22 protein-coding genes are annotated in these 23358 nt (G+C 61.2%); 2 read left to right on the top strand and 20 right to left on the bottom strand.

Features of this window, described 5'->3' with window-relative positions:
* Nucleotides 1–2: 2 nt before the first annotated feature.
* The 4 genes from ATN84_RS09735 to yajC form a co-directional block, all read right to left on the bottom strand.
* The gene (locus ATN84_RS09735) at nt 3–845 is read right to left on the bottom strand and encodes a phytoene/squalene synthase family protein (RefSeq protein ID WP_068881460.1); all 843 of its coding nucleotides are present in this window, start codon (nt 843–845) and stop codon (nt 3–5) included.
* Between the two features lie 12 nt (nt 846–857).
* Nucleotides 858–1247 carry an Mth938-like domain-containing protein gene (locus ATN84_RS09730; RefSeq protein ID WP_068881459.1) on the bottom strand — a complete coding sequence of 130 codons (390 nt, stop codon included), beginning with the start codon at nt 1245–1247 and terminating at the stop codon, nt 858–860.
* 3 nt (nt 1248–1250) lie between these two features.
* Complete coding sequence (locus ATN84_RS09725; RefSeq protein ID WP_068881458.1) at nt 1251–3506, bottom strand: protein translocase subunit SecDF; 2256 nt, start codon at nt 3504–3506, stop codon at nt 1251–1253.
* Nucleotides 3507–3586: 80 nt separating this feature from the next.
* Nucleotides 3587–3922, bottom strand: coding sequence for a preprotein translocase subunit YajC (gene yajC, locus ATN84_RS09720; RefSeq protein ID WP_068881457.1), 336 nt, complete (start codon nt 3920–3922; stop codon nt 3587–3589).
* A 194-nt stretch (nt 3923–4116) separates the two neighbouring features.
* Here yajC and ATN84_RS09715 point away from each other — a divergent pair, with 194 nt between their 5' ends.
* Complete coding sequence (locus ATN84_RS09715; protein ID WP_068881961.1) at nt 4117–4980, top strand: ATP-binding protein; 864 nt, start codon at nt 4117–4119, stop codon at nt 4978–4980.
* Between the two features lie 20 nt (nt 4981–5000).
* Here the strand turns inward: ATN84_RS09715 and urtE are convergent, their stop codons facing one another.
* The 5 genes from urtE to urtA form a co-directional block, all read right to left on the bottom strand.
* The gene (gene urtE / locus ATN84_RS09710) at nt 5001–5696 is read right to left on the bottom strand and encodes an urea ABC transporter ATP-binding subunit UrtE (protein ID WP_068881456.1); all 696 of its coding nucleotides are present in this window, start codon (nt 5694–5696) and stop codon (nt 5001–5003) included.
* Between the two features lie 14 nt (nt 5697–5710).
* Nucleotides 5711–6469: an urea ABC transporter ATP-binding protein UrtD gene (gene urtD / locus ATN84_RS09705; protein ID WP_068881455.1), complete on the bottom strand. Its 759-nt coding sequence runs from the start codon at nt 6467–6469 to the stop codon at nt 5711–5713.
* Nucleotides 6470–6472: 3 nt separating this feature from the next.
* Nucleotides 6473–7633 carry an urea ABC transporter permease subunit UrtC gene (gene urtC / locus ATN84_RS09700; RefSeq protein WP_068881454.1) on the bottom strand — a complete coding sequence of 387 codons (1161 nt, stop codon included), beginning with the start codon at nt 7631–7633 and terminating at the stop codon, nt 6473–6475.
* Nucleotides 7630–9246, bottom strand: a complete 1617-nt coding sequence (urtB, locus tag ATN84_RS09695) for an urea ABC transporter permease subunit UrtB (RefSeq protein WP_068881453.1) — start codon at nt 9244–9246, stop codon at nt 7630–7632. Before urtB ends, urtC begins: the two co-directional genes overlap by 4 nt.
* A gap of 90 nt (nt 9247–9336) precedes the next feature.
* Nucleotides 9337–10638 carry an urea ABC transporter substrate-binding protein gene (gene urtA / locus ATN84_RS09690; RefSeq protein ID WP_153020182.1) on the bottom strand — a complete coding sequence of 434 codons (1302 nt, stop codon included), beginning with the start codon at nt 10636–10638 and terminating at the stop codon, nt 9337–9339.
* A gap of 350 nt (nt 10639–10988) precedes the next feature.
* On the opposite strand from urtA, the gene ATN84_RS09685 reads away from it, so the two are divergent.
* Nucleotides 10989–11759, top strand: coding sequence for a GGDEF domain-containing protein (locus ATN84_RS09685; RefSeq protein ID WP_425287394.1), 771 nt, complete (start codon nt 10989–10991; stop codon nt 11757–11759).
* Nucleotides 11760–11825: 66 nt separating this feature from the next.
* Here ATN84_RS09685 and map read toward each other — a convergent pair whose 3' ends face one another.
* The 11 genes from map to ATN84_RS09630 all read right to left on the bottom strand — a co-directional run bounded on the left by map (nt 11826) and on the right by ATN84_RS09630 (nt 23326).
* Nucleotides 11826–12623 (bottom strand): type I methionyl aminopeptidase, encoded by a 798-nt coding sequence (gene map, locus ATN84_RS09680; protein WP_068881450.1) that lies wholly within the window; start codon nt 12621–12623, stop codon nt 11826–11828.
* Nucleotides 12620–12832 carry a ParD-like family protein gene (locus tag ATN84_RS09675; RefSeq protein WP_068881960.1) on the bottom strand — a complete coding sequence of 71 codons (213 nt, stop codon included), beginning with the start codon at nt 12830–12832 and terminating at the stop codon, nt 12620–12622. Before ATN84_RS09675 ends, map begins: the two co-directional genes overlap by 4 nt.
* Nucleotides 12833–12938: 106 nt before the next feature.
* Nucleotides 12939–13469, bottom strand: a complete 531-nt coding sequence (locus ATN84_RS09670) for a GNAT family N-acetyltransferase (RefSeq protein WP_068881449.1) — start codon at nt 13467–13469, stop codon at nt 12939–12941.
* A 2-nt stretch (nt 13470–13471) separates the two neighbouring features.
* Nucleotides 13472–14326: a 3-mercaptopyruvate sulfurtransferase gene (gene sseA / locus ATN84_RS09665; RefSeq protein ID WP_068881448.1), complete on the bottom strand. Its 855-nt coding sequence runs from the start codon at nt 14324–14326 to the stop codon at nt 13472–13474.
* 4 nt (nt 14327–14330) lie between these two features.
* On the bottom strand, nt 14331–15077 hold the full coding sequence (locus ATN84_RS09660) for an alanyl-tRNA editing protein (RefSeq protein ID WP_068881447.1): 747 nt from the start codon (nt 15075–15077) through the stop codon (nt 14331–14333).
* Between the two features lie 3 nt (nt 15078–15080).
* On the bottom strand, nt 15081–16112 hold the full coding sequence (locus tag ATN84_RS09655; protein ID WP_068881446.1) for a cysteine synthase A: 1032 nt from the start codon (nt 16110–16112) through the stop codon (nt 15081–15083).
* 172 nt (nt 16113–16284) lie between these two features.
* Complete coding sequence (locus ATN84_RS09650) at nt 16285–17685, bottom strand: DEAD/DEAH box helicase (RefSeq protein ID WP_068881445.1); 1401 nt, start codon at nt 17683–17685, stop codon at nt 16285–16287.
* A 388-nt stretch (nt 17686–18073) separates the two neighbouring features.
* Complete coding sequence (locus ATN84_RS09645; protein ID WP_068881444.1) at nt 18074–18613, bottom strand: DUF1697 domain-containing protein; 540 nt, start codon at nt 18611–18613, stop codon at nt 18074–18076.
* 12 nt (nt 18614–18625) lie between these two features.
* Nucleotides 18626–19882 carry a threonine ammonia-lyase IlvA gene (gene ilvA, locus ATN84_RS09640; RefSeq protein WP_068881443.1) on the bottom strand — a complete coding sequence of 419 codons (1257 nt, stop codon included), beginning with the start codon at nt 19880–19882 and terminating at the stop codon, nt 18626–18628.
* Nucleotides 19879–21618 (bottom strand): adenine deaminase, encoded by a 1740-nt coding sequence (gene ade / locus ATN84_RS09635; protein WP_153020199.1) that lies wholly within the window; start codon nt 21616–21618, stop codon nt 19879–19881. Before ade ends, ilvA begins: the two co-directional genes overlap by 4 nt.
* An 817-nt stretch (nt 21619–22435) precedes the next feature.
* A complete protein-coding gene (locus tag ATN84_RS09630; protein ID WP_068881441.1) occupies nt 22436–23326 on the bottom strand; it encodes a LysR family transcriptional regulator in 891 nt (296 codons plus the stop codon).
* Nucleotides 23327–23358 lie beyond the last annotated feature (32 nt).

The raw sequence follows: 23358 nt of genomic DNA, 5'->3' as shown, positions 1-23358 counted from the left end.
AACTATAATCCGCCGAGTGCCGCCCGGAACACGATCCATTGGCGGCGCAGCGGTGAAACCTCCGCGACTTCGCTTGCTGCCTCCCCGCCTTTGCGCGCGACAGCCTTGAGATAGGCCGGCACCAGCACAATCGGCAGATAGGCGGGTTTCAGCGTAGCTGGCAGAACGCTCTTCGCCTTGTCGAAAGCGGCGAGATGCTCCCGCGCCAGCGCTGCCATCGCCGCGATAACCCGACCAAGAGCCTCCTCGTCGGTACCCGCCAATAGCGCCTCCCGGCTGACGCCGACCGCTTTCAGGATATCCGCCGGCACGAAGACCTGGCCCCGCCTGCGATGCAGCGGCAGGAGCCGTATGAGGCCAGTCACGCCCTGCGCTACACCCACATGGCCGGCGAGCTCGGCAAAGCGTGGCGCGGCCTCACCGTCGAGAACGAGGCTTGCAAGCTGGATCAGGGCCGATGCGGTCTCACCGCAATAGCCCTCCAGATCGTTGCGGCTCGGCATCGGATCGTCATAGAGATCGAATATCCGCGCCTCGCAATAATTGTCCAATGCCGTTCGCGGCAGGTGATACTGATCGATCGTCTTCAAAAGTGCCGCGGCGACCGGATGGCCCGCCACCGCGCCATGCTCGGTGCCGTTGATAAAATCGCGCCACCATTGCAGCCGAACCTCGCCGGGCAGCGGGTCGTGCACCAGATCGCGGATGCGCGCTACCTCGGCGTTGAAGGCATAAAGCGCCGCCAGCCCGCCCCGCTTCTCCTCCGGCGCATAAAGCACCGAGAGATAGCGGTCGCGGTCCGCACCGCGTAGGAAGTCCATGCAATGGGTTTCGTTGGCATCCATCGCAAGCCTGTCTTAATCGACAGCGATCAGGGCGGCGGCGACCGCCCGGTCTTCGGCGAGAAGCACGTTATAAGTGCGCACCGCCGCGCCCGTGCTCATCGGATCGGCCGAGATGCGGTGCTCGCGCAGCACCGCGCGCAGATTTTCCGGCAGCCGGCGCAGATCGGTGCCCGTTCCCACCAGAAGGATTTCGATCCCGTCCGCCTCTTCGATAACCCTGCCGATATCCTCGAGCGTCGGCAAGGGCGGCGTCTTCGGTTCCCAACCATAGATGCCGGACGGCAGGCAAAGGATCGAGCCGCGATGCGACATCTCGGCAAAGCGAAACCCACCATTGCCATAGGCATCGATGGGCGCACGGCCCGGAAAATGCGCATTGCGGATTTCGATGCCTTTGGCCATGGATCAGACTTTCGCGACCGGTTGCGCCGTACCGCTCGTCGGCCCGCTGCGCGTCTTCATGCCGAGGATGACCAGAAGCGGCCCTGCAATGAAGATAGACGAGTAGGTGGCAACGACAATGCCGATACCGAGCGTCAATGCCAGCGATCGCATGTCGGCGCTGCCGAAGACATAGAGCGCGATAAGCGCCAGGAGCGTCACGAGCGAGGTGAGAACCGTGCGCGACAGGGTCTGGTTGATCGAGGCATCGACAAGCGCCGTCCGCGACACCGCATTGTTCTGCCTCAGATTATCGCGCACGCGGTCATAAATCACGACCGTATCGTTGAGCGAATAGCCGATCACGATCAGGATCGCCGCGACGCTCCATAGATTGAATTCGAGCCCGAACAGGATGAATACGCCGGCGAGGAGAATGACGTCGTGGGTCGTCGCCAGCACCGCGCCGAGCGCGAACTGCCATTGGAAGCGCAGCCAGACATAAGCGAAGATCGCAAGCAGTGACAGAGCGATGGCAAGTGTTCCCGCCCGCGACAATTGCGATGAGACTGTCGGCCCGACCACGTCGACGCGCTGGAAGCTGTATTCGTCTTCCAGTTCGCCTCGCAGTTTCACGGCGACAGTCTGCTCCGCATCCTCGCCCCCCTCCTGGCTGCCGACGGTGATCAGGACAGAGCGGGGGTTCAGCGGCTCGACCTTGAAATCGCCGATATTGAGCTCCGCCAACCGGCTTTCGATATCGGGGACATCGGCATCGCCCTGCCGGGCCTGCAATTCGATCAGCGTCCCGCCACGAAAGTCGATCCCGTAATTCATGCCGAACACGGCGAAAAGCGCGATCACGGCGGCGCATGCCAGCGTCGAGACGCCGAGCGTCACGCGACGCAACCGCATGAAGGGAATGCTGGTGCGCGACGGCACCAGCCGCAGGAACCGGCCCGGTATCCGCGTCGGCCTTGCCGCCCGGATCCATTCCGAAACCATCAGGCGGGTAAAGGTGAACGTCGTGAAAATCGTCGTGACGATGCCGATGGTGACCGTCAGTGCGAAACCCTGAACGGCTCCGCTGCCGAGGATGAAGAGCACCAGCGCGGCGATCAGCGTCGTGAGATTGGCATCGACAATGGTGCCGATGGCACGGGAAAAACCGGACGATATCGCCTGCAGCGCGGGAGCGCCGTTGCGGCTGTCCTCGCGGATGCGCTCAAAGATCAATATGCTGGAATCGACCGCCATGCCGATGGTCAGCACGATGCCCGCAATGCCGGCCAAGCCGAGCGGCGCTCCGATGAGTGACAACGCCGCCACGATCAGCGCTACATTGACCAGAAGCGCGATATCGGCAATCAATCCAAGGAGACCGTAGGACAGCACCATGAACACGGCAACGAGCAGCGCCGCGATGATGATGGCGATCCTGCCGGTGCTGGCCTGGTTCTCGCCGAGCGAGGTGCCGATGGTGCGTTCTTCCAGAACCGTGACGGGAGCGGGAAGCGCGCCCGCGCGCAGCACCACCGCAAGATTGCTCGCGCCCTGCAGGTCGAACGCACCGGAGATCTGGTGTTGACTTCCGGTTATCCGCTCCCTGATGACGGGCGCCGTGATGACCTGATCGTCTATGACCAGAGCCAGAGGCTTGCCAACATTAGCCGCAGTCGCTTCAGCCAGACGCTGTGTGCCGGCGGCATCGAGCGTCAGCTTGATACTGGCGTCCGGTGTGCCGGTAACGACCCCTGCCCCCGCATCGATGATATTCTTGCTTGAAACGATCGGATCCGTCCGCACGAGATATCCGACCGGCGGATCATCGGCGGAATAGACGACCCTGGAGCCTTCCGGTGGCGTCCCGGCTATCGCCTCGTCGACAGGCATCGATTCATCCACCAGGCTGATGGATAAATTGCCTTCAATACTGAGGATGTCCTTGAGAAGCTGGGCGTCATAAAGTCCCGGTACCTCGACCTCGATCTTATTCCTGCCCTGCTTCTCGACCAGCGGATTGTCATAGCCGAGCTCGGCGAGGCGCCGCTTCATGATCGCGATGGCGGCGTCGGTCTTGGCAGTCTCTTCCGGGGGCAATTGCAGGAGCAAGCGCGATCCGCCGGCCAGATCGAGCCCCAGCGCCACCTGGCGCTTCGGCAGCCAGTCCGGCAGAGCGGCGAGCTGCTTCTGTGACAGCAGGTTGGGAAGCGCCAGAAGCACGCCCGCCCCCACGATCAACCAGATGAGAACCGACTTCCAGCGCGAGAAATAGAGCATCGGGTGCCAATCAGTTCGGCCATGCCGCATTCAGACAGTCTCACCTGAATGCGGGATGACCATCCAAGGAGAACGGGACGTTACTTCTTGTTGTCGGCGACGGGCTCACCCTTCACCCGCACGTCGGTCACCAGCCCGCGCAGCACGCGCACCTTCACGCCATCGGCGATTTCCACCTCGAGCTCGTTGTCGTCCACGACCTTCGTAACCTTGGCGACCATACCGCCGGCCACGATGGTGTCGCCGCGGCGGATCGCCTTCAGCATCTCCTCGCGCTTCTTCATCTGCGTGCGCTGCGGCCGGATGATGAGGAAATACATGATCACGAAGATCAGGATGAAGGGCAGGATGCTCATCAGCATATCCGGACCGAAGGGCGCGCCGCCGGGGGCCTGAGCGAAAGCCGGGGTAATCATGTGAAAACTCCTCTAGAAATCATCGTTCAAACATAGTTAGCCCAGCGCAATACAATGGTTATCTCATCAAAAGCAACCAGACAAAAAACTGCCTCACACTTTTCGCGTCCCACCCCGCATGATAAGCCATCGGCGCCGCAGGGCCGGACGGCTGGCGGAGGATAAGACCAGGGGCATTGATAAAGGGCATCGAGATGACGACTGAAGATCTGCTGTCGCAAAAGCTGGACCGGTTGATCGCCGTGCTGGAGCGCATGGCGCCGCCGGCAGCCAAGCCTGCCGATCTGACGGCTGCCGATTGCTTCGTCTGGGACCCGGCCCGCCTGACGCTCGATCCCGTTGCCAGGGTCAATCGCGTCGACATCTCGCTCATCCAAGGCGTCGACAATGTCCGCGATATCTTCCTCGACAACACCCGCCGCTTCGCCGACGGGCTTCCCGCCAACAATGTGCTCCTCTGGGGTGCGCGCGGCATGGGCAAATCATCCCTCGTGAAGGCCGTCCAGGCCGCCGTCAATGTGGAAAAGCCCGGCCGCCCACCGCTCAAGCTGATCGAGATCCACCGCGAGGACATCAACTCGCTTCCCACGCTGATGAACAGCATCAAGGATTCTGAATACCGTTTCATCCTGTTCTGCGACGATCTCTCCTTCGATCATGACGACACCTCCTACAAATCGCTGAAGGCGGCGCTGGAGGGCGGCGTTGAAGGACGGCCGGCGAATGTCATCTTCTACGCCACCTCCAACCGCCGCCATCTTCTGCCGCGAGACATGATCGAGAACGAGCGCTCGACGGCGATCAACCCGTCGGAGGCGGTGGAGGAAAAGGTCTCGCTTTCGGATCGTTTCGGCCTCTGGCTTGGCTTCCACAAATGCAGCCAGGACGATTATCTGACGATGGTCGATGGTTATGCCAGCTATTTCGGCCTCAACTATGATGAGCCGAAGCTGCATGCCGAGGCGCTGGAATGGGCGACGACGCGCGGCAACCGTTCCGGCCGCGTCGCCTGGCAGTTCATCCAGGACCTCGCCGGGCGACTAGGCAGGACCATTTAGGATCTACCCTGTGACGGCCTCTAAACCGTCAGGAAGCGCCGGACCTCAGGCTTGTCGAGGCTTGCCGCGTCACCCGAATGGACGATCTCGCCGCGATCCATGATATAGACGTGATCGGCGAGTTCACGGCAGAAATCGAGATATTGCTCCACCAGCAGGATGGCGAGACCGCTCTGGTCGCGCAAATAGCGGATTGCCCGGCCGATATCCTTGATGATGGAGGGCTGGATACCCTCAGTCGGCTCGTCGAGCACGAGCAGCTTCGGCCTCGCCACCAGCGCCCGCCCGATGGCGAGTTGTTGCTGCTGGCCGCCCGAGAGATCGCCGCCCCGACGGCCGAGCATGGATTTCAGCACCGGAAAGAGCTCGAACACCTCCGGCGGCACGTTGCGCTCGCGCGGCTTTACGGCAGCATAGCCCGTCGCCAGGTTTTCCTTCACCGACATCAACGGGAAGATCTCGCGCCCCTGCGGCACATAGGCGATGCCCGTCCTCGCCCTGTCATAGGCAGGCTTGCGGTCGAGCGCACTTCCCTCGAAGCGGATCGAGCCCGATGCGATCGGCTGATGACCGACGATGGCGCGCAGCATGCTCGACTTGCCGACGCCGTTGCGCCCGAGCACACAGGTCACGGCCTGCGGCTTCACCTCGATCGAGACACCGCGCAGCGCCTGCGCAGCGCCGTAATAAAGGGAGATGTTGTCGACATTCAGCATTCCCGATTTTCCCTTCACCGCCCCAGATAGACTTCGATAACGCGCTGGTCGCCGCTCACCTGATCGAGCGAACCTTCCGCCAGCACGCTGCCCTCATGCAGGCAGGTGACCTTCACGCCGAGATCGCGGACAAACTGCATGTCGTGCTCGACCACGATGACCGAGCGGGTCTGCGCGATCTCGCGCAAAAGCAGCGCCGTCTCCTCGGTCTCGGCATCGGTCATGCCCGCCACCGGCTCGTCCACCAGAAGCAGCTTCGGGTCCTGTGCCAGAAGCATGCCGATTTCCAGCCATTGCTTCTGGCCATGGCTGAGTGCGGCCGCCAGCTCGTTGCGCCGGGCGGTCAGCCTGATCGTCTGGAGTATCTCGTCGATGCGCTCGTGTTCGGCTTTCGTCTGGCGGTGGAACAAGGCCGGGATGGCTCTGCGCGGCCCCGCCAGCGCCAACACCAGATTGTCCTCCACCGTGTGGCTTTCGAAGACCGTCGGTTTCTGGAACTTGCGGCCGATGCCGAGCTGAGCGATTTCGGATTCGTCATGCTTGGTGAGGTCGACCTTGCCGTCGAAGAACACCTCGCCCGCATCCGGCCGGGTCTTGCCCGTGATGATATCCATCATCGTCGTCTTGCCGGCCCCGTTCGGGCCGATGATGGCGCGCATCTCGCCCGGTTCGAGCACCAGCGAGAGATTGTTGATGGCGCGGAAACCGTCGAAGGAGACCGAGACGCCGTCGAGATAGAGAATGCTTGTTGCCGTTGTTTCACCGATCGTCATGGGTCACTCCGCCGGGCTTTCGACCGGATTGCCGGTGCTGGCGGGCAGAATGGCCGCTATGCTGCGGCTCTCCCGCCTTTGCCTCCACCACGCCTCCCACATGCCGACGATTCCCTTGGGCAGGAACAGCGTCGTCGCGATGAAAAGCGCTCCGAGCGCGAAGAGCCAAAGCTCCGGCAGAGCGCCGGTGAACCAGCTTTTCCCGCCATTGACGAGAAGCGCGCCGATGATCGGGCCGATAATGGTGCCGCGACCGCCCACGGCCGTCCACACCACCACTTCGATGGAATTGGCGGGCGCGAACTCGCCGGGATTGATGATGCCGACCTGCGGCACATAGAGCGCGCCTGCAATGCCGGCCATGATGGCGGAAAGCGTAAAGGCGAAGAGCTTGATATTCTCCGGCCTGTAGCCGAGAAAACGCATCCGGCTTTCCGCATCGCGCGCCGCGATCAGGAGCTTGCCATATTTGGAGCGAACCAGCGCCGAGGTGACGAGAACGCCGAGCGCCAGCGCCAGAGCGCTTGCGGCAAAGAGCACCGAGCGCGTCGTATCCGCCTGGATGTTGAAGCCAAGGATATCCTTGAAGTCGGTGAGGCCGTTATTGCCGCCGAAGCCCATATTGTTGCGGAAGAAAGCGAGCATCAGCGCATAGGTCAGCGCCTGGGTGATGATCGAGAGATAGACGCCCGTGACGCGCGAGCGGAAGGCGAACCAGCCGAAGATGAAGGCGAGCAGCCCCGGCACCGCCATGACCATCAGCATGGCGAACCAGAAATGGTCGAAACCATACCAGAACCACGGCAGTTCCTTCCAGTTGAGGAAGACCATGAAATCCGGCAGGTCCGGATTGCCATAGACGCCGCGCGCCCCGATCTGGCGCATGAGATACATGCCCATAGCATAACCGCCGAGCGCGAAGAAGGCGGCATGGCCAAGCGAGAGGATACCGCAGAAGCCCCACACCAGATCGAGCGCCAGCGCCAGCAGCGCATAGGTGAGATATTTTCCCGTCAGCGCCACCGCATAGGTCGGCATATGCAGCGGGCTCGACGGCGGAACCATAAGATGCAGCACCGGCACCACTATGGCTGCGGCGATGAGAAGTGCCAGCACGATATTGATACGGCGCTCTAGACCGCCTGCCAGAAAATGGGTGATCATGCTTCCACCGCCCTTCCCCTAAGCGCGAACAGCCCGCGCGGCCGCTTCTGGATGAACAGGATGATGAGGATCAGGACGGCGATCTTGCCCAGCACCGCGCCCGCATAGGGCTCGAGGAACTTGTTGAGCACGCCGAGTGTGAAAGCGCCGACCAGCGTGCCCCAGAGATTGCCGACGCCACCGAACACCACCACCATGAAACTGTCGATGATATAGCCCTGCCCGAGATTGGGCGACACATTGTCGATCTGCGACAGCGCCACGCCGGCAACGCCGGCAATGCCGGAGCCGAGCGCGAACGTCATGGCATCCACCCATGGCGTGCGGATGCCCATAGACGAGGCCATGCGCCGGTTCTGCGTCACCGCCCGCATCTGCAAGCCGAGCGAAGTCCGGTTCAGCGCGTAAAGAAGCAGGGTGAAGACAACCAGTGCGAAAACGACGATCCACAGCCTGTTCCAGGTGATCGTCAGTTCGCCGAGTTGGAACGCGCCCGACATCCAGGACGGATTACCTACCTCGCGATTGGTCGGGCCGAAGATGCTGCGCACCGCCTGCTGCAGCACCAGCGACACGCCCCAGGTCGCCAGCAGCGTTTCCAGCGGCCGCCCATAGAGGAAGCGGATGATGCCGCGCTCAATGACGAGGCCAACGGCTGCCGAAACCAGGAAAGCGAGCGGCAGGGCAATGGGCAGCGACCAGTCGAACAGATCGGGGCTGTATTGGCGGATCAGGTCCTGCACTACGAAGGTGGTGTAGGCGCCGATCATCACCATTTCGCCATGCGCCATGTTGATGACACCCATCACGCCGAAGGTGATCGCCAAACCGACTGCCGCCAGAAGCAGCACCGAGCCGAGCGAAATCCCGTACCAGACGTTCTGTCCCGCAGCCCAGAGCGCCAGCGTCTGCTCGATTTTGGCGATTGCGGCCGCGGCGGCGTCTTTCAGCTCACCCTGCGCGCCGGCCTCATAGGATTTGATGAGCGATAGCGCATCGCGGTCGCCGCGCGCGGCGATGGTTTCCAGGGCAGCCGTCTTTTCCGCCACGGGCGCATCGGATTTGAGCACCGCCGAGGCACGCGCCTCCGTCAGCCGCTCTTTGACATTCGCATCGGTTTCCCGCGCGATTGCCGCGTCGAGTGCCGGAATGGCGTCCGGATCGCCGGATTTGAAGATGGTTTCGGCGGCGCTCAGCCGCGCGCGCGGATCGGAAGAGGCAAGCGTCAGCCCGCCGATCGCATCGCGCACCACCCGGCGCAGCGTGTTGTTCACCTTGATCTTCTCGACCTCGGCCCGTTTGGCCTCGCCGGCGTCCTCGCCGGTCAGCGGATCCGACAGGAGATAGCCGCCGCCCTTCCTCTTGCCGATGAAGACAGCCTTGTCCGCCTTACGAACATAGAGGTCGCCCGACGACAGCGCGTCGAGCGCCCGTTCCGCGTTGGGATCGCCCGTCGCCGCGATCTCGGCCACGGTCTTCTCGATGGCCGCGAAACTATTGGCATCGGCCAAGCCGTTGAGCAGCACCTTGAGCACCGCGTCATCGGCCCGCGCCGGCGTGGCCATAACCGCGATCAGAAGGAACATCAGGCGAAGAATTCGAAAAACGGGCATCAATCAGCCTTTTCGAGCTGGATGGTTATATGCATGACGACCAGAAGATCGCCCTCTCACCGTTACGGACGGCGAGAGGGCCAGCCAGCCTTAGTTGATGCCCTTGCCGCCGCACTTGCCGGTTGCGACATTGAAATTGCCGCAGGACATCGGCGCGCGCCAATCGGCGATCAGATCCTTGGATTCCGGCAGGTAATCGGACCATTCGTCACCCGGCACGAGGCCCGGTGTCTGCCAGACGGTTTCGAACTGCCCGTCTTCCTGGATCTCGCCGATCAGCACCGGCTTGGTGATGTGATGGTTCGGCATCATCGCGGAATAGCCGCCGGAAAGGTTCGGCACAGAGACGCCGATCATGGCGTCGATCACCTGGTCGGGCTCGGTCGTGCCGGCCTTCTCCACCGCCTTTACCCACATGTTGAAGCCGATGTAATGGGCTTCCATCGGGTCGTTGGTCACCCGCTTGTCGTTCTTGGTGAAAGCGCGCCATGTCTCGATGAACTCGGCATTGGCATCGGTATCGACGGACTGGAAATAGTTCCATGCCGCAAGATGGCCGACGAGCGGGCCGGTATCGAGGCCTGCAAGTTCTTCCTCACCCACCGAGAAGGCGATGACGGGGATATCCTCAGCCTTGATGCCCTGGTTCGCCAGTTCCTTGTAGAAAGGAACGTTGGCGTCACCGTTGATGGTCGACACAACGGCGGTTTTCTTGCCGGCCGAGCCGAAATTCTTGATGTCGGTGACGATCGTCTGCCAATCGGAATGACCGAATGGCGTGTAGTTGATCATGATGTCCTCGTCGGCCACGCCCTTGGATTTCAAATAGGCCTCGAGAATCTTGTTGGTGGTCTGGGGATAGACGTAGTCGGTACCGGCGAGCACCCAGCGCTTCACCGAACCGCCCTCCTCGCTCATCAGATAATCGACGGCGGGAATGGCCTGCTGGTTCGGCGCGGCACCCGTGTAGAAGACGTTGCGCTGGCTTTCCTCGCCCTCATATTGCACGGGGTAGAAAAGGATATTGTCAAGTTCCTCGAAGACCGGCAGCACCGATTTGCGCGACACGGAGGTCCAGCAGCCGAACACCGCCGCCACCTTGTCCTTGGAAATCAGGTCGCGGGCCTTTTCTGCAAAAAGCGGCCAGTCCGAAGCCGGATCGACGACGACCGCTTCGAGCTTCTTGCCGAGCACGCCGCCCTTCTTGTTCTGCTCGTCGATGAGCATCAGCATGGCGTCCTTCAGCGTCGTCTCGGAAATCGCCATGGTGCCGGAAAGCGAATGCAGGATGCCGATCTTGATCGTGTCGCCCTCGGCTTGCGCCAGCGACGGCCAGGCAAGGCCGGACGCTATGGCGGCAGCCGCCAGGGATTTCGTGAAACGTGCGGTCATGCCCCTCATGTTTTCCATCTCCAGTGGTTTGTTTGGACGTCAGTTGTCAAAGCAACTGTCGTGCCAAAGCCGTGGGAGGACCGCTTGTGCTTGTTTTCCAAGGCCTTTGGCGACCGACGCCGCAGGATGCGCGGTAAGCCGCGGCAGCATGTCGGTTTATTATGCGCCGCTCCCGCATATTGCCTAAAATTTGAACATGCCGAGACTTTAGCCAGTCACCGTTTTTAACACGCGCTGAACAAACTGTTTATTTCTCGTTCATGGAGGGTTCACCCAAGGGCTCCTATATCACCCCCGCATTGAAAATTCGGGGGTGAGGAAGCATGAGAACCGCTTTGCTGAAGGCATTTTTGACGACCTTGGCCGTCATTGTCTTTTGTGAGCTGGTTTGCTGTGCCGTGCTGTGGTGGATGGGCGCCGAGATCACCGCCTTTCCGCTCATTATGACGGCCACCCTTCCCGCCGTCACCGCCTTTCCCAATGCGCTTTACACCTATCTGCAGAACCACAAGCTGAAGGCGGCGCTGCAGGAATTGAAGCTGGCGCATCAGCAATTGCAGGCGAAGTCCCGCATTGACCACATGACGGGCCTGCTCAACCGGGGCTCCTTCTTCGACGCGATGAAGATCAGCCGCTCGCGGATCGAGACTGGCGCGGTCCTCGTCATCGACGCCGATCATTTCAAGAGCATCAACGATACCTACGGCCACGCGATCGGCGACCGCGCGCTCAAGATCATCGCATTCGCGCTGCAGAACGTTACCCGCAAGGGGGACATCGTCGGCCGGATCGGCGGAGAGGAGTTCAGCATCTTTCTGCCCTGCGCATCACCCGAAACCGCGTCGCGCCTGGCGGAGCGGATACGCACCGAGGTGGAGAACACGTCCTTCTATACGGCGGCGAACCAGATACACCCGCTGACCATCAGCATCGGCGGCGCCATGGCGCCCAAGCATGAATCGAACTCGCAGGTGCTGAGCAAGGCGGATAAATGCCTCTACCAGGCCAAGCAGCGCGGGCGCAATTGCGTGGTCTTCGACGAAAGCGATCAGTCCGCCACGGTCACGCCTCTGCATACGCGGCTGGCCGCCGCCAACGAGCGTGACTTGCCTGGGAGATAACCCGGACAGGGGTCATAGAGAGCCGGAAGATGACGGCGCCGCCGCCGCCTCGCGCCGCCGTCGGTTTCAACCAACCGCAGCGGCAAGCCGCTTATTTGGCTCCGAGGCTGTTTCGTCAGGACGCAACGTCAGAACCGACACGCCGGAAACCGTAACGGCAACGGTGTGCTCGAACTGTGCGGAAAGCGACCCGTCTTTCGTCACAACGGTCCAGCCGTCAGCCTCGGTTTTCACATTCCGCCGGCCTCGATTGAGCATCGGTTCGATCGTGAAGACCATGCCCTCACGAAGGACGAGGCCCGTTCCCGGCTTTCCGAAGTGCAGAACCTGTGGTTCCTCATGCATCTCCCGGCCAATGCCGTGACCGCAATATTCACGCACCACGGAATAGCCGTTTCGCTTGGCATGCCGTTCGATTGCCCAGCCGATATCTCCGAGCCGCGCGCCCGGGCGAACCGCCCGGATGCCCATCCACATGGCTTCATAGGTGGTCTGGACCAGTCTCCTGGCGGCTGGATTCACCTCGCCAACCAGATAAGTCTTGCTGGAATCCGCGATATAGCCGTTCTTCTCAAGCGTAATGTCGAAATTGACGATGTCGCCGTTCTGAAGCACGTCCGATTGCGATGGAATGCCGTGGCAGACCACATCGTTCACCGAAGAATTCAATACAAAACCATAGCCGTACTGGCCCTTGCTCGCGGGTCGAGCCTGGAGATCGTGAACGATGAAATGCTCGATCATGTCATTGACTTGAAGTGTCGACATACCCACGAGCGAGGTTCGATCCAGCAGCCCGAATACGGACGCCAGCAGCCGGCCGGATTCGGCCAGCAGCGCCAATTCCCGAGGTTGCTTCGTCATGCTTCGCTTAACGCCAGTGGCTGAGCCAAAACGCCTGCGGAACTAAGCTCACGCTCGATGATCTCGGCGAAGCTGAGTGTCGGATTGGTCTCGCACAGCATGCCGATCTTGATCCAGTAGACAGCCTGCGCGTTGATCGAACGACACGACACCTTGCTCGCCCTGCGTAGCTGATCGTGCAGATCATCATCTATGTTCACGATACCCATCGAGGGGGCTCCATATATAGTTCGTATATGGAACGTATATAGGCCATATATGAGAAAGCCAAGGGCAGTATCAGAAAGCACGCGCTTGCCCTGGCGGGTCAGGTGCTTAATCCCAGACCTCAACCTCCTCCTCCGACCAGCCGACAGGTGTGAAGCCCATCTTCTGGTAGAGCTGGAGCGCGCGCGGATTGTCGAGCGAATTGGTGTGGATCGTCACCTTCTGCGGCCCGTGCGACCAGGCGGCGGCAATCGCCTCGGAGAGGAAGAAGCTGCCAAGCCCTCGCCCCTGGAAATCCGGCACCAAGCCGAAATAGAGGATTTCCGCCTCTTCCGGCATCCGGGCGAGGTCGATTTCAGCAAAGCCCGCCGGACAGCCATCGGCATAGAGCACGTGGATTTCAGTGGTCTCGGCATTGATCACGGCCGAAACCTCGGCATCGCTCTGCCTTCGCCGCATCATCCAGTGATGCGGCCTGCCGACCTGCTCATAGAGATAGCGGTAATAATGCACCGGGATATCGGTCGCCCGCATGATCGCCAGCCTGATGCCGATCGGCGTCGGCACGGAAACCGTGCTGCGCTCGGCCATCTCCAGATGAGTGATCCTGGCGGTCAGTTTCCTGGGCTCGTTTGACATGCCTATTTTGCCTTGCCCGTTTCGACTGGTGTGTCGGCGCGGCTGCCCCATTCGCTCCACGAGCCATCATAGAGCAGATTGTCCTTATGGCCGAGGGACTGCAGCGCAAGCGTGATCACCGCCGCCGTCAAACCCGAACCGCAGGATGTCACCACGGGTTTCGCGAGATCGATGCCGGCCTGGCCGAAGACCTCCTTCAGCGCGTCCAGATCTTTCAATTCGCCGTTCTGCGAAAGGCTCATCACCGGAACATTGCGCGCGCCCGGCATATGGCCTGAGCGCATGCCAGCCCGCGGTTCCGGCTCCTCGCCGCTGAACCGGCCGGCGCTACGCGCATCGGCGATCTGCATCGAGCTGCTCTCAACGATCTCCCGCATCTTCTGGAAGCTCGCGACCTGTTCCATGTCGCGTTTGGCAATGAAGGTGGAGGGCGCGATCTTCGTCACTTCCGCAGTGACCGGTCGCCCCTCCGCCTTCCAGCGGTCGAACCCGCCATCAAGCACGAAGACCTGTCTGGCTCCCATGAGGCGGAACAGCCACCACACGCGCGGCGCGGTGAACATACCCGGCCCGTCATAGACGACGATCGTGTCGTCGGCGGTGATCCCCATCGAACTTGCTTCCTGCGCGAAATCCGTCTCTGACGGAATGGTGTGCGGCAGGCCGGAGGAATGATCGGCGACCTTGTCCTGATCGAAGAACACGGTGCCCGGAATGTGTGCGGCATCGTACTCCACGCGCGGATCGCGGTTCTGCGCCGGCAGATACCAGGAGGCATCAATGATGGAGAGGCCGGGCGTATGCAAACGCTTCTCCAGCCAATCGGCCGAAACGACGAAGGGGCTTTTCGCGCTCATATCATTATTCTCCTGCAGGCAAGCTGCCGAAGCGGATACGGAAACGCCGGTTTTCCTTACCCTTCTTCTCGATCTTGCCGATGTGGATTTCGCCCACTTCCTGCGTTTCCGACACATGCGTGCCGCCGCAGGGCTGTGAATCGACCGCCCCGTCCTCGCCGATCAGAACGAGCCTGATCTGGCCGTTACCCATTGGCGGACGGACATTCTTCGACTTCACCAGCCCCGGATTGGCCGAAAGTTCCTCATTGGTGATCCAGCGGGTGATAACAGGCGCATTGGCCCGAACCATCTCCATCAGCCGTTCAGTCACATTCTCCTTGGTATATGAAGGATCCGGCAGATCGAAATCGATCCGGCTTTCCTCCTCGCCCACCGCAGCACCGGTGATCGGGAACGGACAAGCGACGGAAAGCAGGTGACAGGCCGTATGCATCCGCATCAGGCGGTAGCGCCTGGGCCAGTCCACATGCAGCACCAGCTTTTCGCCGATCTCCGGCACGGCTTGCTCCTCCGTCGGAACATGGATGATCTCGTTCTTCGTCTCGCCCGTCACAGTGGCCGCGATCTGGATGCGCGAGCCGTCTGCGCGCTCGAAATGGCCGGTGTCGCCGGGCTGACCGCCCGACGTGGCATAGAAATTCGTCTGGTCGAGGATGATGCCGCCGCGATCGTTGATGGCGACCACCGCTCCCTCCGCAGTCGAGAGATAGGCATCGTCGCGGAAAAGTGCCTTTGTCTCATATGCCATGGTTCAAACAGCCTCATAGGGAATGGCGATATCGGCCTTTGTTTCCAGCCAGCCGGGGACCGGCAGGTCCTTCGCACGCAGGAAATCCGGATTGAACATCTTCGACTGGTAACGATTGCCGTAGTCGCAGAGCACCGTGACGATGGTATGGCCCGGCCCGAGATCACGCGCCAGCCGGATTGCCCCGGCGATATTGATGCCCGAGGAGCCGCCAAGGCAGAGCCCCTCCTCCGTCACCAGATCGAAAACGATCTCCAGCGCTTCCGCATCCGAGATCCGATAGGCGAAATCAGGTGTGAAATCTTCGAGATTTGCCGTGATGCGCCCCTGCCCGATTCCTTCGGTGATCGAGCTTCCCTCGGCCTTCAGATCGCCCCCCGTATACCAGGAATAAAGCGCCGCACCATAGGGATCGGCGAGGCCGATCTTGATCTTGTCATTCTTGGCCTTGAGCCCCATGCCGACACCGGCGAGCGTGCCGCCCGAGCCGACCGCGCAGATGAACCCATCAACCTTGCCGTCCGTGTCGCGCCATATCTCCTCGGCCGTTGTCTCGATATGCGCATCGCGGTTCGCCTGATTATCGAACTGGTTCGCCCAGATCGCGCCGGCAGGCTCGCTCTTTGCGAGCTGCTCGGCAAGGCGGCCCGACAGGCGCACGTAATTGTTCGGGTTCTTGTAGGGAACGGCCGGCACCTCGATCAGCTCCGCGCCGAGCAGACGCAGCGCATCCTTCTTTTCCTGGCTTTGCGTTTCAGGAATGACGATGACTGTGCGGTAGCCGAGCGCCTTGGCGACCATGGTGAGGCCGATGCCGGTATTGCCCGCCGTCCCCTCGACGATGACGCCGCCGGGCTTGAGCAATCCCTTCCGTTCCGCGTCGCGGATGATGTAGAGCGCAGCGCGATCCTTGACCGACTGGCCCGGATTGAGGAACTCCGCCTTGCCGTATATCTCGCAGCCGGTGATCTCCGACGCTTTTCTCAGCTTTATCAGCGGGGTGTTTCCGATCGCGTCGATCACCGTATCCAGCATCGCGAATATCCTTTTTGTGATTTTCCGCGAAACTATTGGCAGGAGCAGCCCTGTTCAAGCGCCGCGTGAACAAATTCTTGCGAATGCAGATGTTTCCCGGTTTCCACCCATGCGAAAAAAGCCCCGCTGCGGCTACGCAACGGGGCTTGATCATTGCTCTTGATGAAATTGATCAGGCAGCCTTGGCGCCCGCGCCGCGCCGCCTGCGGCGGAACGGCTTCTTCTTCTGCGGGGCCCGCTGATCACCGGATCCGTCATTGCTCCAGATCTTCTCGCGGTTTTCACGGCGCTCGCCATGCGGTCTTGCATGATCGCGATGACCGGGCTTCTGACCCGATTTTGGCCTGTTGCGGTTATCAGCCGGACGCTGGGCTGCCGCCTCCGTCTTTTCCGCCTTCGGCTTGACCGGAAGCGGACCGACCGGGGCCGGAGCCTCCTTGACCGGCAGCTTCATGCGGATCACCCGCTCCACCGCACGAAGTTTGGCATTTTCGGCCGCCGGATCGTAAAGCGTGATCGCGGCACCGGAAGCGCCGTTGCGGCCCGTGCGGCCGATACGGTGCACATAGCTTTCCGGCTCGTCCGGCAGGTCGTAATTGACGACATGGCTGATGCCCACCACGTCGATGCCGCGCGCGGCGATATCGGTCGCCACGAGGATGCGCACAGAGCCATCCTTGAAGCCGTTGAGGGCACGCTGGCGCGCGTTCTGCGATTTGTTGCCATGGATCGCGGCGACTTCGTAACCGTCACGCTCCAGATTGCGGGTCACGGCATCGGCGCCATGCTTGGTGCGGGTGAAGACGATGACCGACGCCATCGACTGATCCGTCAGCATGCCCGACAGCACCCGCTTCTTCTCCTTGGTCGGAACCGGATGCAGCACCTGCGTGATCTCGGCCGCGGTCGTGCCCTGCGGGGCAACCTCCACACGCACGGGATCGCGCAAGAGGCCGGCGGCGAGCGACGCCACTTCCTGCGGCATAGTGGCCGAGAACAGCGCGGTCTGACGATCCTTGCGCGTCGCCTTGGCGATGCGCTTCACATCGTTGATGAAGCCCATGTCGAGCATGCGGTCGGCCTCGTCGAGCACCAGCCAGTGCGTATCGGAAAGATCGATGCAATTCTCGCGCACCAGATCCGTCAGCCGGCCTGGCGTGGCGATAAGAACATCGACGCCGGGCTGCATCTTCTTGATCTGGGTGAGGCGCGACACGCCGCCCAGAACGAGTGCGGTGGAGACATGCGCACCTTTCGACAGCGTGCGGATCGTCTCTTCGATCTGCACAGCGAGTTCGCGCGTCGGAGCGAGTATCAGCGCGCGCGCCGTCTTGGCCCTGCGCTTGTCGCCAAGGCCGATGATCTTCGCCAAGATCGGCAGGCTGAACGCCGCCGTCTTGCCCGATCCGGTCTGCGCGATGCCGAGGATGTCGCGGCCTTCGATCTGCGCGGGGATTGCCTGCGTCTGGATCGGCTTCGGCTCGCTCATGCCGGCATTTTCCGTGGCCTTCAGAAGCACGCCGGTAATGCCCAATGCGGCAAAGCCGCTGTTTTCAATATTTTCCAATTCAATCTCTTTTCAAGCGGAAGCCGGCTATTCCGGTCCGCAAAACAACAGACGGCAGGCGCAACCTGCCGACAATTCTCTTTTTCGGTAAACGACGAAGCGCTGGAACTTGAAAAGCCCAAACGCGACTTGCGCTGCCGTGCCCGAAGCCTTTGCTTCGGAACCCTCGTCCGTCCACGGCTTATTCCGGGATGGACAAGTCAGACGCAACGAAGTCCTGCAGCGCACGGTCTCGAAAAATTACTGACTTTCCGAGGAGATCATGCGCACCAATGTGGGGAAAGCCGGATCGGTCCGGCCCAAGCGCCTGCCCGTCATATGGAGGCATTCGGCGCAAAAAGCAAATGAATATTGTGCAACGCAAAAATAACAGGACGAAAACGGCATGCGCCACTCACTCCGTGGCAGCCTTTTCCGCCATCTCCTGGAGCTTCATCATCGTATTCCAGTTGCGCGCGGTTGCAGGCACTTTCAGCAAGCGCTCCACGCTCTTCGCTAGCTTGGATATTCCCGCCCCGTCCGGCGTATGCAGATAGGCGACGGAGCCGATGACGGCGACCCGCTCCCCGTCTACCTGCCGGGATTCCAAAAGCTTCACCGCTTCCGGTGACGGCTCCGCCTCCAGCACAAAAACATGTAAGGTTGTGGGCTCACTCACCGCGTCCGGAAACGGATTGGCTGCGACGATCTCCGACCAATGCCGCGCGTTGCGTACGATGATCTTCTGCGGCCTACCGAAACGCTGCTCGACTATCTCGCCGACCTTCGCGACCACGGCTTCCTGGTCGAGATCGGATGTCAGGACCACATTTCCTGTCTGGATATAGGTGGCGACATTGCCGAAGCCGGCATCCAAAAGCGCCTCCTTCAACGGCTGCACCGAAAGCTGGTTGGCACCGCCGATAGCGCGGAAAAGCACGATGAACACCGTCATAGCCGGCTCTTCCTAGATGATGAAATCCGCCAGCACTTCATTATCCGTGATATCCTGATAGGACCAACCAGCTTCCTGAAAACGTTTGTTCAAGATGATGAAATTATTGCGGTTCTTTGTCTCGATGCCGATCAGCACCGAGCCGAAATTGCGCGCCGATTTCTTCAAGTATTCGAACCGCGCGATATCGTCCTCGGGGCCGAGCAGATCGAGAAACGAGCGCAGCGCGCCCGGCCGCTGCGGAAAGCGGAAGATGAAATATTTCTTCAGGCCCTCATAGCGCAGCGCCCTTTCCTTCACATCCGGCAACCGTTCGAAATCGAAATTGCCGCCGGAGACCACCAGGACGATGCGCTTGCCCTTCAGCTCGCTCTTCTTGAAATCCTTCAGCACATCAATCGCCAGCGCGCCCGCCGGCTCCAGCACGACGCCCTCGATATTGAGCATCTCGGTAATGGTGCCGCACAGCCGGTTTTCTGGAACCAGAAATACGGCATCCGCGTCGAAACCCCTAAGAAGCTTGAAGTTTTCCTTGCCGATCTCGGCAACGGCGGCGCCGTCGACGAAATTGTCGACATGGTTGAGCTTCACCCTCTTTCCCGCTTCGAGGCTGCGCTTGAGGCTCGGCGCGCCCTTCGGCTCCACGAAGCGGAAACGCGTCTTCCAGCCGAGTTCGGTCAGATAGCGGGTGACGCCCGCCGAAAGCCCGCCACCGCCGACCGGCAGGATCATCAGGTCGGGCGCTTTACCGTCGGGAAGCCGCACCGCGATCTCATGCGCCACCGTCGCCTGCCCCGCAATGATTTCGGCGTGATCGAAAGGCGGCACCATCATCCCGCCCTTCTCGGCGGCATAGGCCTGCGAAGCGGCATAGCACTCGTCGAAAATATCACCGACAAGCCGGATTTCGATGAAATCCCCGCCGAAAGCCCGCGTCTTGTCGATCTTCTGCTGCGGCGTCGTCACCGGCATGAACACCACGCCACGCCGCGCGAAATGCCGGCAGACAAAAGCAAAGCCCTGCGCATGATTGCCGGCCGAGGCGCAGACGAAAACCGTGTCGGGGGCGCAATTCTTGATCGCCGCAGAAATGAAATTGAACGCGCCCCTGATCTTGTAGGAGCGCACCGGCGACAAATCTTCACGCTTCAGCCAGATCTCAGCGCCATATTTGCGCGAGAGATAATCATTGATCTGCAATGGCGTCTCGGGAAAGAGCGCGCGCATCCTCTCGGTGGCGCGCTCGACGCTGCTCACGAATCCGGTCATATGAAGAGATCTACTTTCTCGAAGGTGCGGACATCGATGATGCCGATATCCGATATGCGCAATTCGGGGATGACCACCAGCGCCAGCAGCGAATGCTGCATATAGGCGTTGTTGAGCGTGCAGCCCATCGCCCGCATCGCCGCGACCAGCTTGTCGGCCTTGGCCGCGACCTTTTCGGCCCGCTCGTCCGACATGAGCCCGGCGATCGGCATCTCGACCAGCGCCAATTCGCGCCCCTTGGAGAAGAGCACGACCCCGCCGCCGACCTCGCCCAGCCGGTTGGCGGCTTTGGCCATATCGTCCTTGTTGGTGCCTACCACGATCATGTGATGGCTGTCATGCGCCACCGTCGAGGCGAGCGCGCAATCGAGCGTATAGCCGAAACCCGAGACGAAGCCGTTGGTGACAACACCTGTTCCCCTGTGCCTTTCGACGAGCGCGATCTGACAGACATCGTTGCGCCGGTCCATGCCGACGATGCCGTTGATCACCGGCAGCTCGGCTTCCAGCGCACGCGTCGGCGCCTGGTTCTCGATGACCCCGATGACCCGCGCAGTGACGGTCTTGCCCGGCTTTGGTGCTGCGATATCAAAGTCTTTCGCCGAAATCCTGCGGCCGAGCTTGACCGTATTCTTGGCGCTTTTTGGATAATTATATGCCGGTATGTCGGCGAGAAGCCTGCCCTTTTCGGCAAGCAGCACCCCGCGCCCATAGACCCGGTCGATCGTCAGCGCCGGCAGGTCGGATACAACAAGGAAATCGGCAAGCCGCCCCGGCGTGATCGAGCCGATCTCCCGCTCCAGCCGGAAGTGCTGCGCGGTATTGAGCGTCGCCATCTGGATCGTCGTCACCGGCTTCAGCCCCTGCGCGATGGCGTGGCGCACCACCCGGTCCATATGGCCTTCATGAACCAGCGTGCCGGAATGGCTGTCGTCGGTGCAAAGGATGAAATTTCTGGGATCAAGCCCCTGCTCCGTCACCGCCTTGATCTGGCTTGCCACGTCGTACCAGGCGGAGCCGAGCCTGAGCATCGCCCGCATCCCCTGGCGGACGCGCGCGATCGCATCCTCGACACGCGTGCCCTCATGATCATCCTCCGGCCCGCCGGCGATATAGCCATGGAAAGCGCGGCCAAGCTCCGGCGAGGCATAGTGCCCGCCCACCGTTTTGCCCGCCTTCGCGGTCGCGTCGATCACGCCGCGCATGGTGGCGTCATTGCCGGCGACGCCCGGAAAATTCATGACCTCGCCGAGCCCGATGATATTGGGCCAGGTCATCGCCTCAGCGACTTCCCCCGCCCCGATCGAAGCGCCTGCATTCTCCAGCCCCGGCGCCGACGGCACACAGCTCGGCATCTGCACCTTGACGTTGATGGGCATCGCCGATGCCTCGTCATGCATCAGCCGCACGCCTTCGAGCCCCAGCACGTTGGCGATCTCGTGCGGATCGATGAACATTGAGGTCGTGCCGTGCGGAATGACGGCGCGGGTGAACTCCGTCACCGTCACCATGCCGCTTTCGACATGCATATGCGCGTCGCAGAGCCCCGGCACGAGATAGCGTCCCTCCGCATCGACCACCTTTGTCGAAGGGCCAATGCAATGCGCCGCGTCATGGCCGACATAGGCGAAGCGCCCGGCGGCAACCGCAATGTCGATGCCGGCGATGATCTCGCCGGAATAGACGCTGACGAGCCGCCCATTGCGCACGACGAGGTCGGCATGCTTTCGTCCCATCGCCACATCGACGAGCAGTGGGGCGGTTTCGACCCAGGATTTCGGCTGCGATCTGGCCTTCTCGGCGGATGTTTTGCTGGCTGCGGGCAAGAGACGACTCCATGTTTCGCCGAGTTTGCCAATGTTGCACGCGCATTTCCAGTTCCGTTTGGGAAAATGCGCCCCAAACGCAGTATGGACGGCCAAGTTGCAAACATTGACTTGACCGAATCCCTCAGGTGATTGAAAGAAAAGGCGTGCGGACGTGGCGAAACTGGTAGACACAAGGGACTTAAAAAGTCTTTTTTCTACCATCCCGCAAAAAAGTTTTGAGGGCCAAAAACATAGGTTACTCAATGCCTTAGAGGCATGACAGTTTGGAGGGTGAAGAAGGTCGATTCGAAGCTAGGTGCAGAATAGGTGCAGAGAGCGAAGGAACGAATCGGCGGCAATAGGCGGACGTGGCGAAATCGGTAGACGCAGCAGACTTTAGAAATTGGAGTGCCCGCGGGGAAATCCGTGGAGTAGAACCGCTCAAAGTCGGGGAACGCTAACGGGCAGATGCCCTAGGCCAATCCCGAGCCAAGCCCTCTTCGAGGGAAGGTGTAGAGACTGGACGGGCGGCGCCTAAAGCTTTCGGGCCACGGTGAAGGGACAGTCCAGACCACGAACGCCGGAAGGCGGCGGCGAAAGTCGAAGTGGTACGAAAATCTGCTTCTCTATGAGAGTACGGGTTCGAGTCCCGTCGTCCGCACCATCACCTGCCGGAGTGTGACCTCTCGTCTCCGACGTGCTTTGCGGGGCCAGGTCGGCAAAGCGTTCCGAATCGGAGAGTCGATCATGCACTTTCCGCAAATAACCTGATCAGCCAGTCGATGAAGACGCGCACCCGTGGCGAAAGCTGCCGGCTGCGCGGATAAAGCAGGGAAACCGGCGTACTGGTCGGCGGAAAAGGCGAAAGCACCTCGACCAGCGTGCCGGCAGAAAGATCGTGCGTTGCGTGATAGCGGGGGATCTGGATCAGGCCGAGCCCCAGCCGAGCGGTTGAGATATAGCTCTCCGCCGCATTGACGGTTACCGTCGCGGGAATGGTGATATTGCGCACCGTCCCGTCCACCATGAACTCTAGCGGAAGAGCGGCGATGCTGCCGGTCGTGCGGAACCCGACCATTCGGTGGCCGTCGAGCTTTTCCGGATGCTCGGGCCGGCCGAATTTTTCGATATAGGCGGGCGAGGCAAGCGTGACCTCGTTCAACATGGCGACGCGTCGGGCGATCAGGTCGCTGTCCTGCGGTGTGCCGACCCGCAGCACGCAGTCTATGCCCTCGCGGACGAGATCGACCAGCCGGTCGCCCTCGCTCATGTAGAATTCGATCTCCGGATAAGTTTCCAGAAAGGACGGCAGGTTCGGCAGCACAAAATGCCGGGCGAGCGTGCCGTGCACATCCACGCGCAGTAGGCCCTTCGGTTTAATGCCGGCAAACGCGCCCTCGGCATCCTCGATATCGGCGAGAATCGCAAGACACCGCTGGTAATAGGCCTCGCCATCCAGCGTCGGGCTGACATGCCGCGTAGTCCTGAGCAGCAAGCGCACACCGAGGCGAGCCTCCAGATCCTTCACCGCATCGCTCACCGTCGAGCGTGGCAGCCCCGTGTCCTGAGCTGCCAGCGTGAAGCTGCGGCGTTCGACGACGCGGGCGAAGACATGCATGGCATCAAATCGGTCCATGAGTTTTGTTCGCAATATTCGGATAGTGATGC

The sequence above is a fragment of the Paramesorhizobium deserti genome (genome assembly GCF_001558695.1).
Classification (GTDB): Bacteria; Pseudomonadota; Alphaproteobacteria; order Rhizobiales; family Rhizobiaceae; genus Paramesorhizobium; species Paramesorhizobium deserti.
Note: the sequence above shows the minus strand (reverse complement) of the source record. Positions and strands in the feature narration are given on the sequence as shown.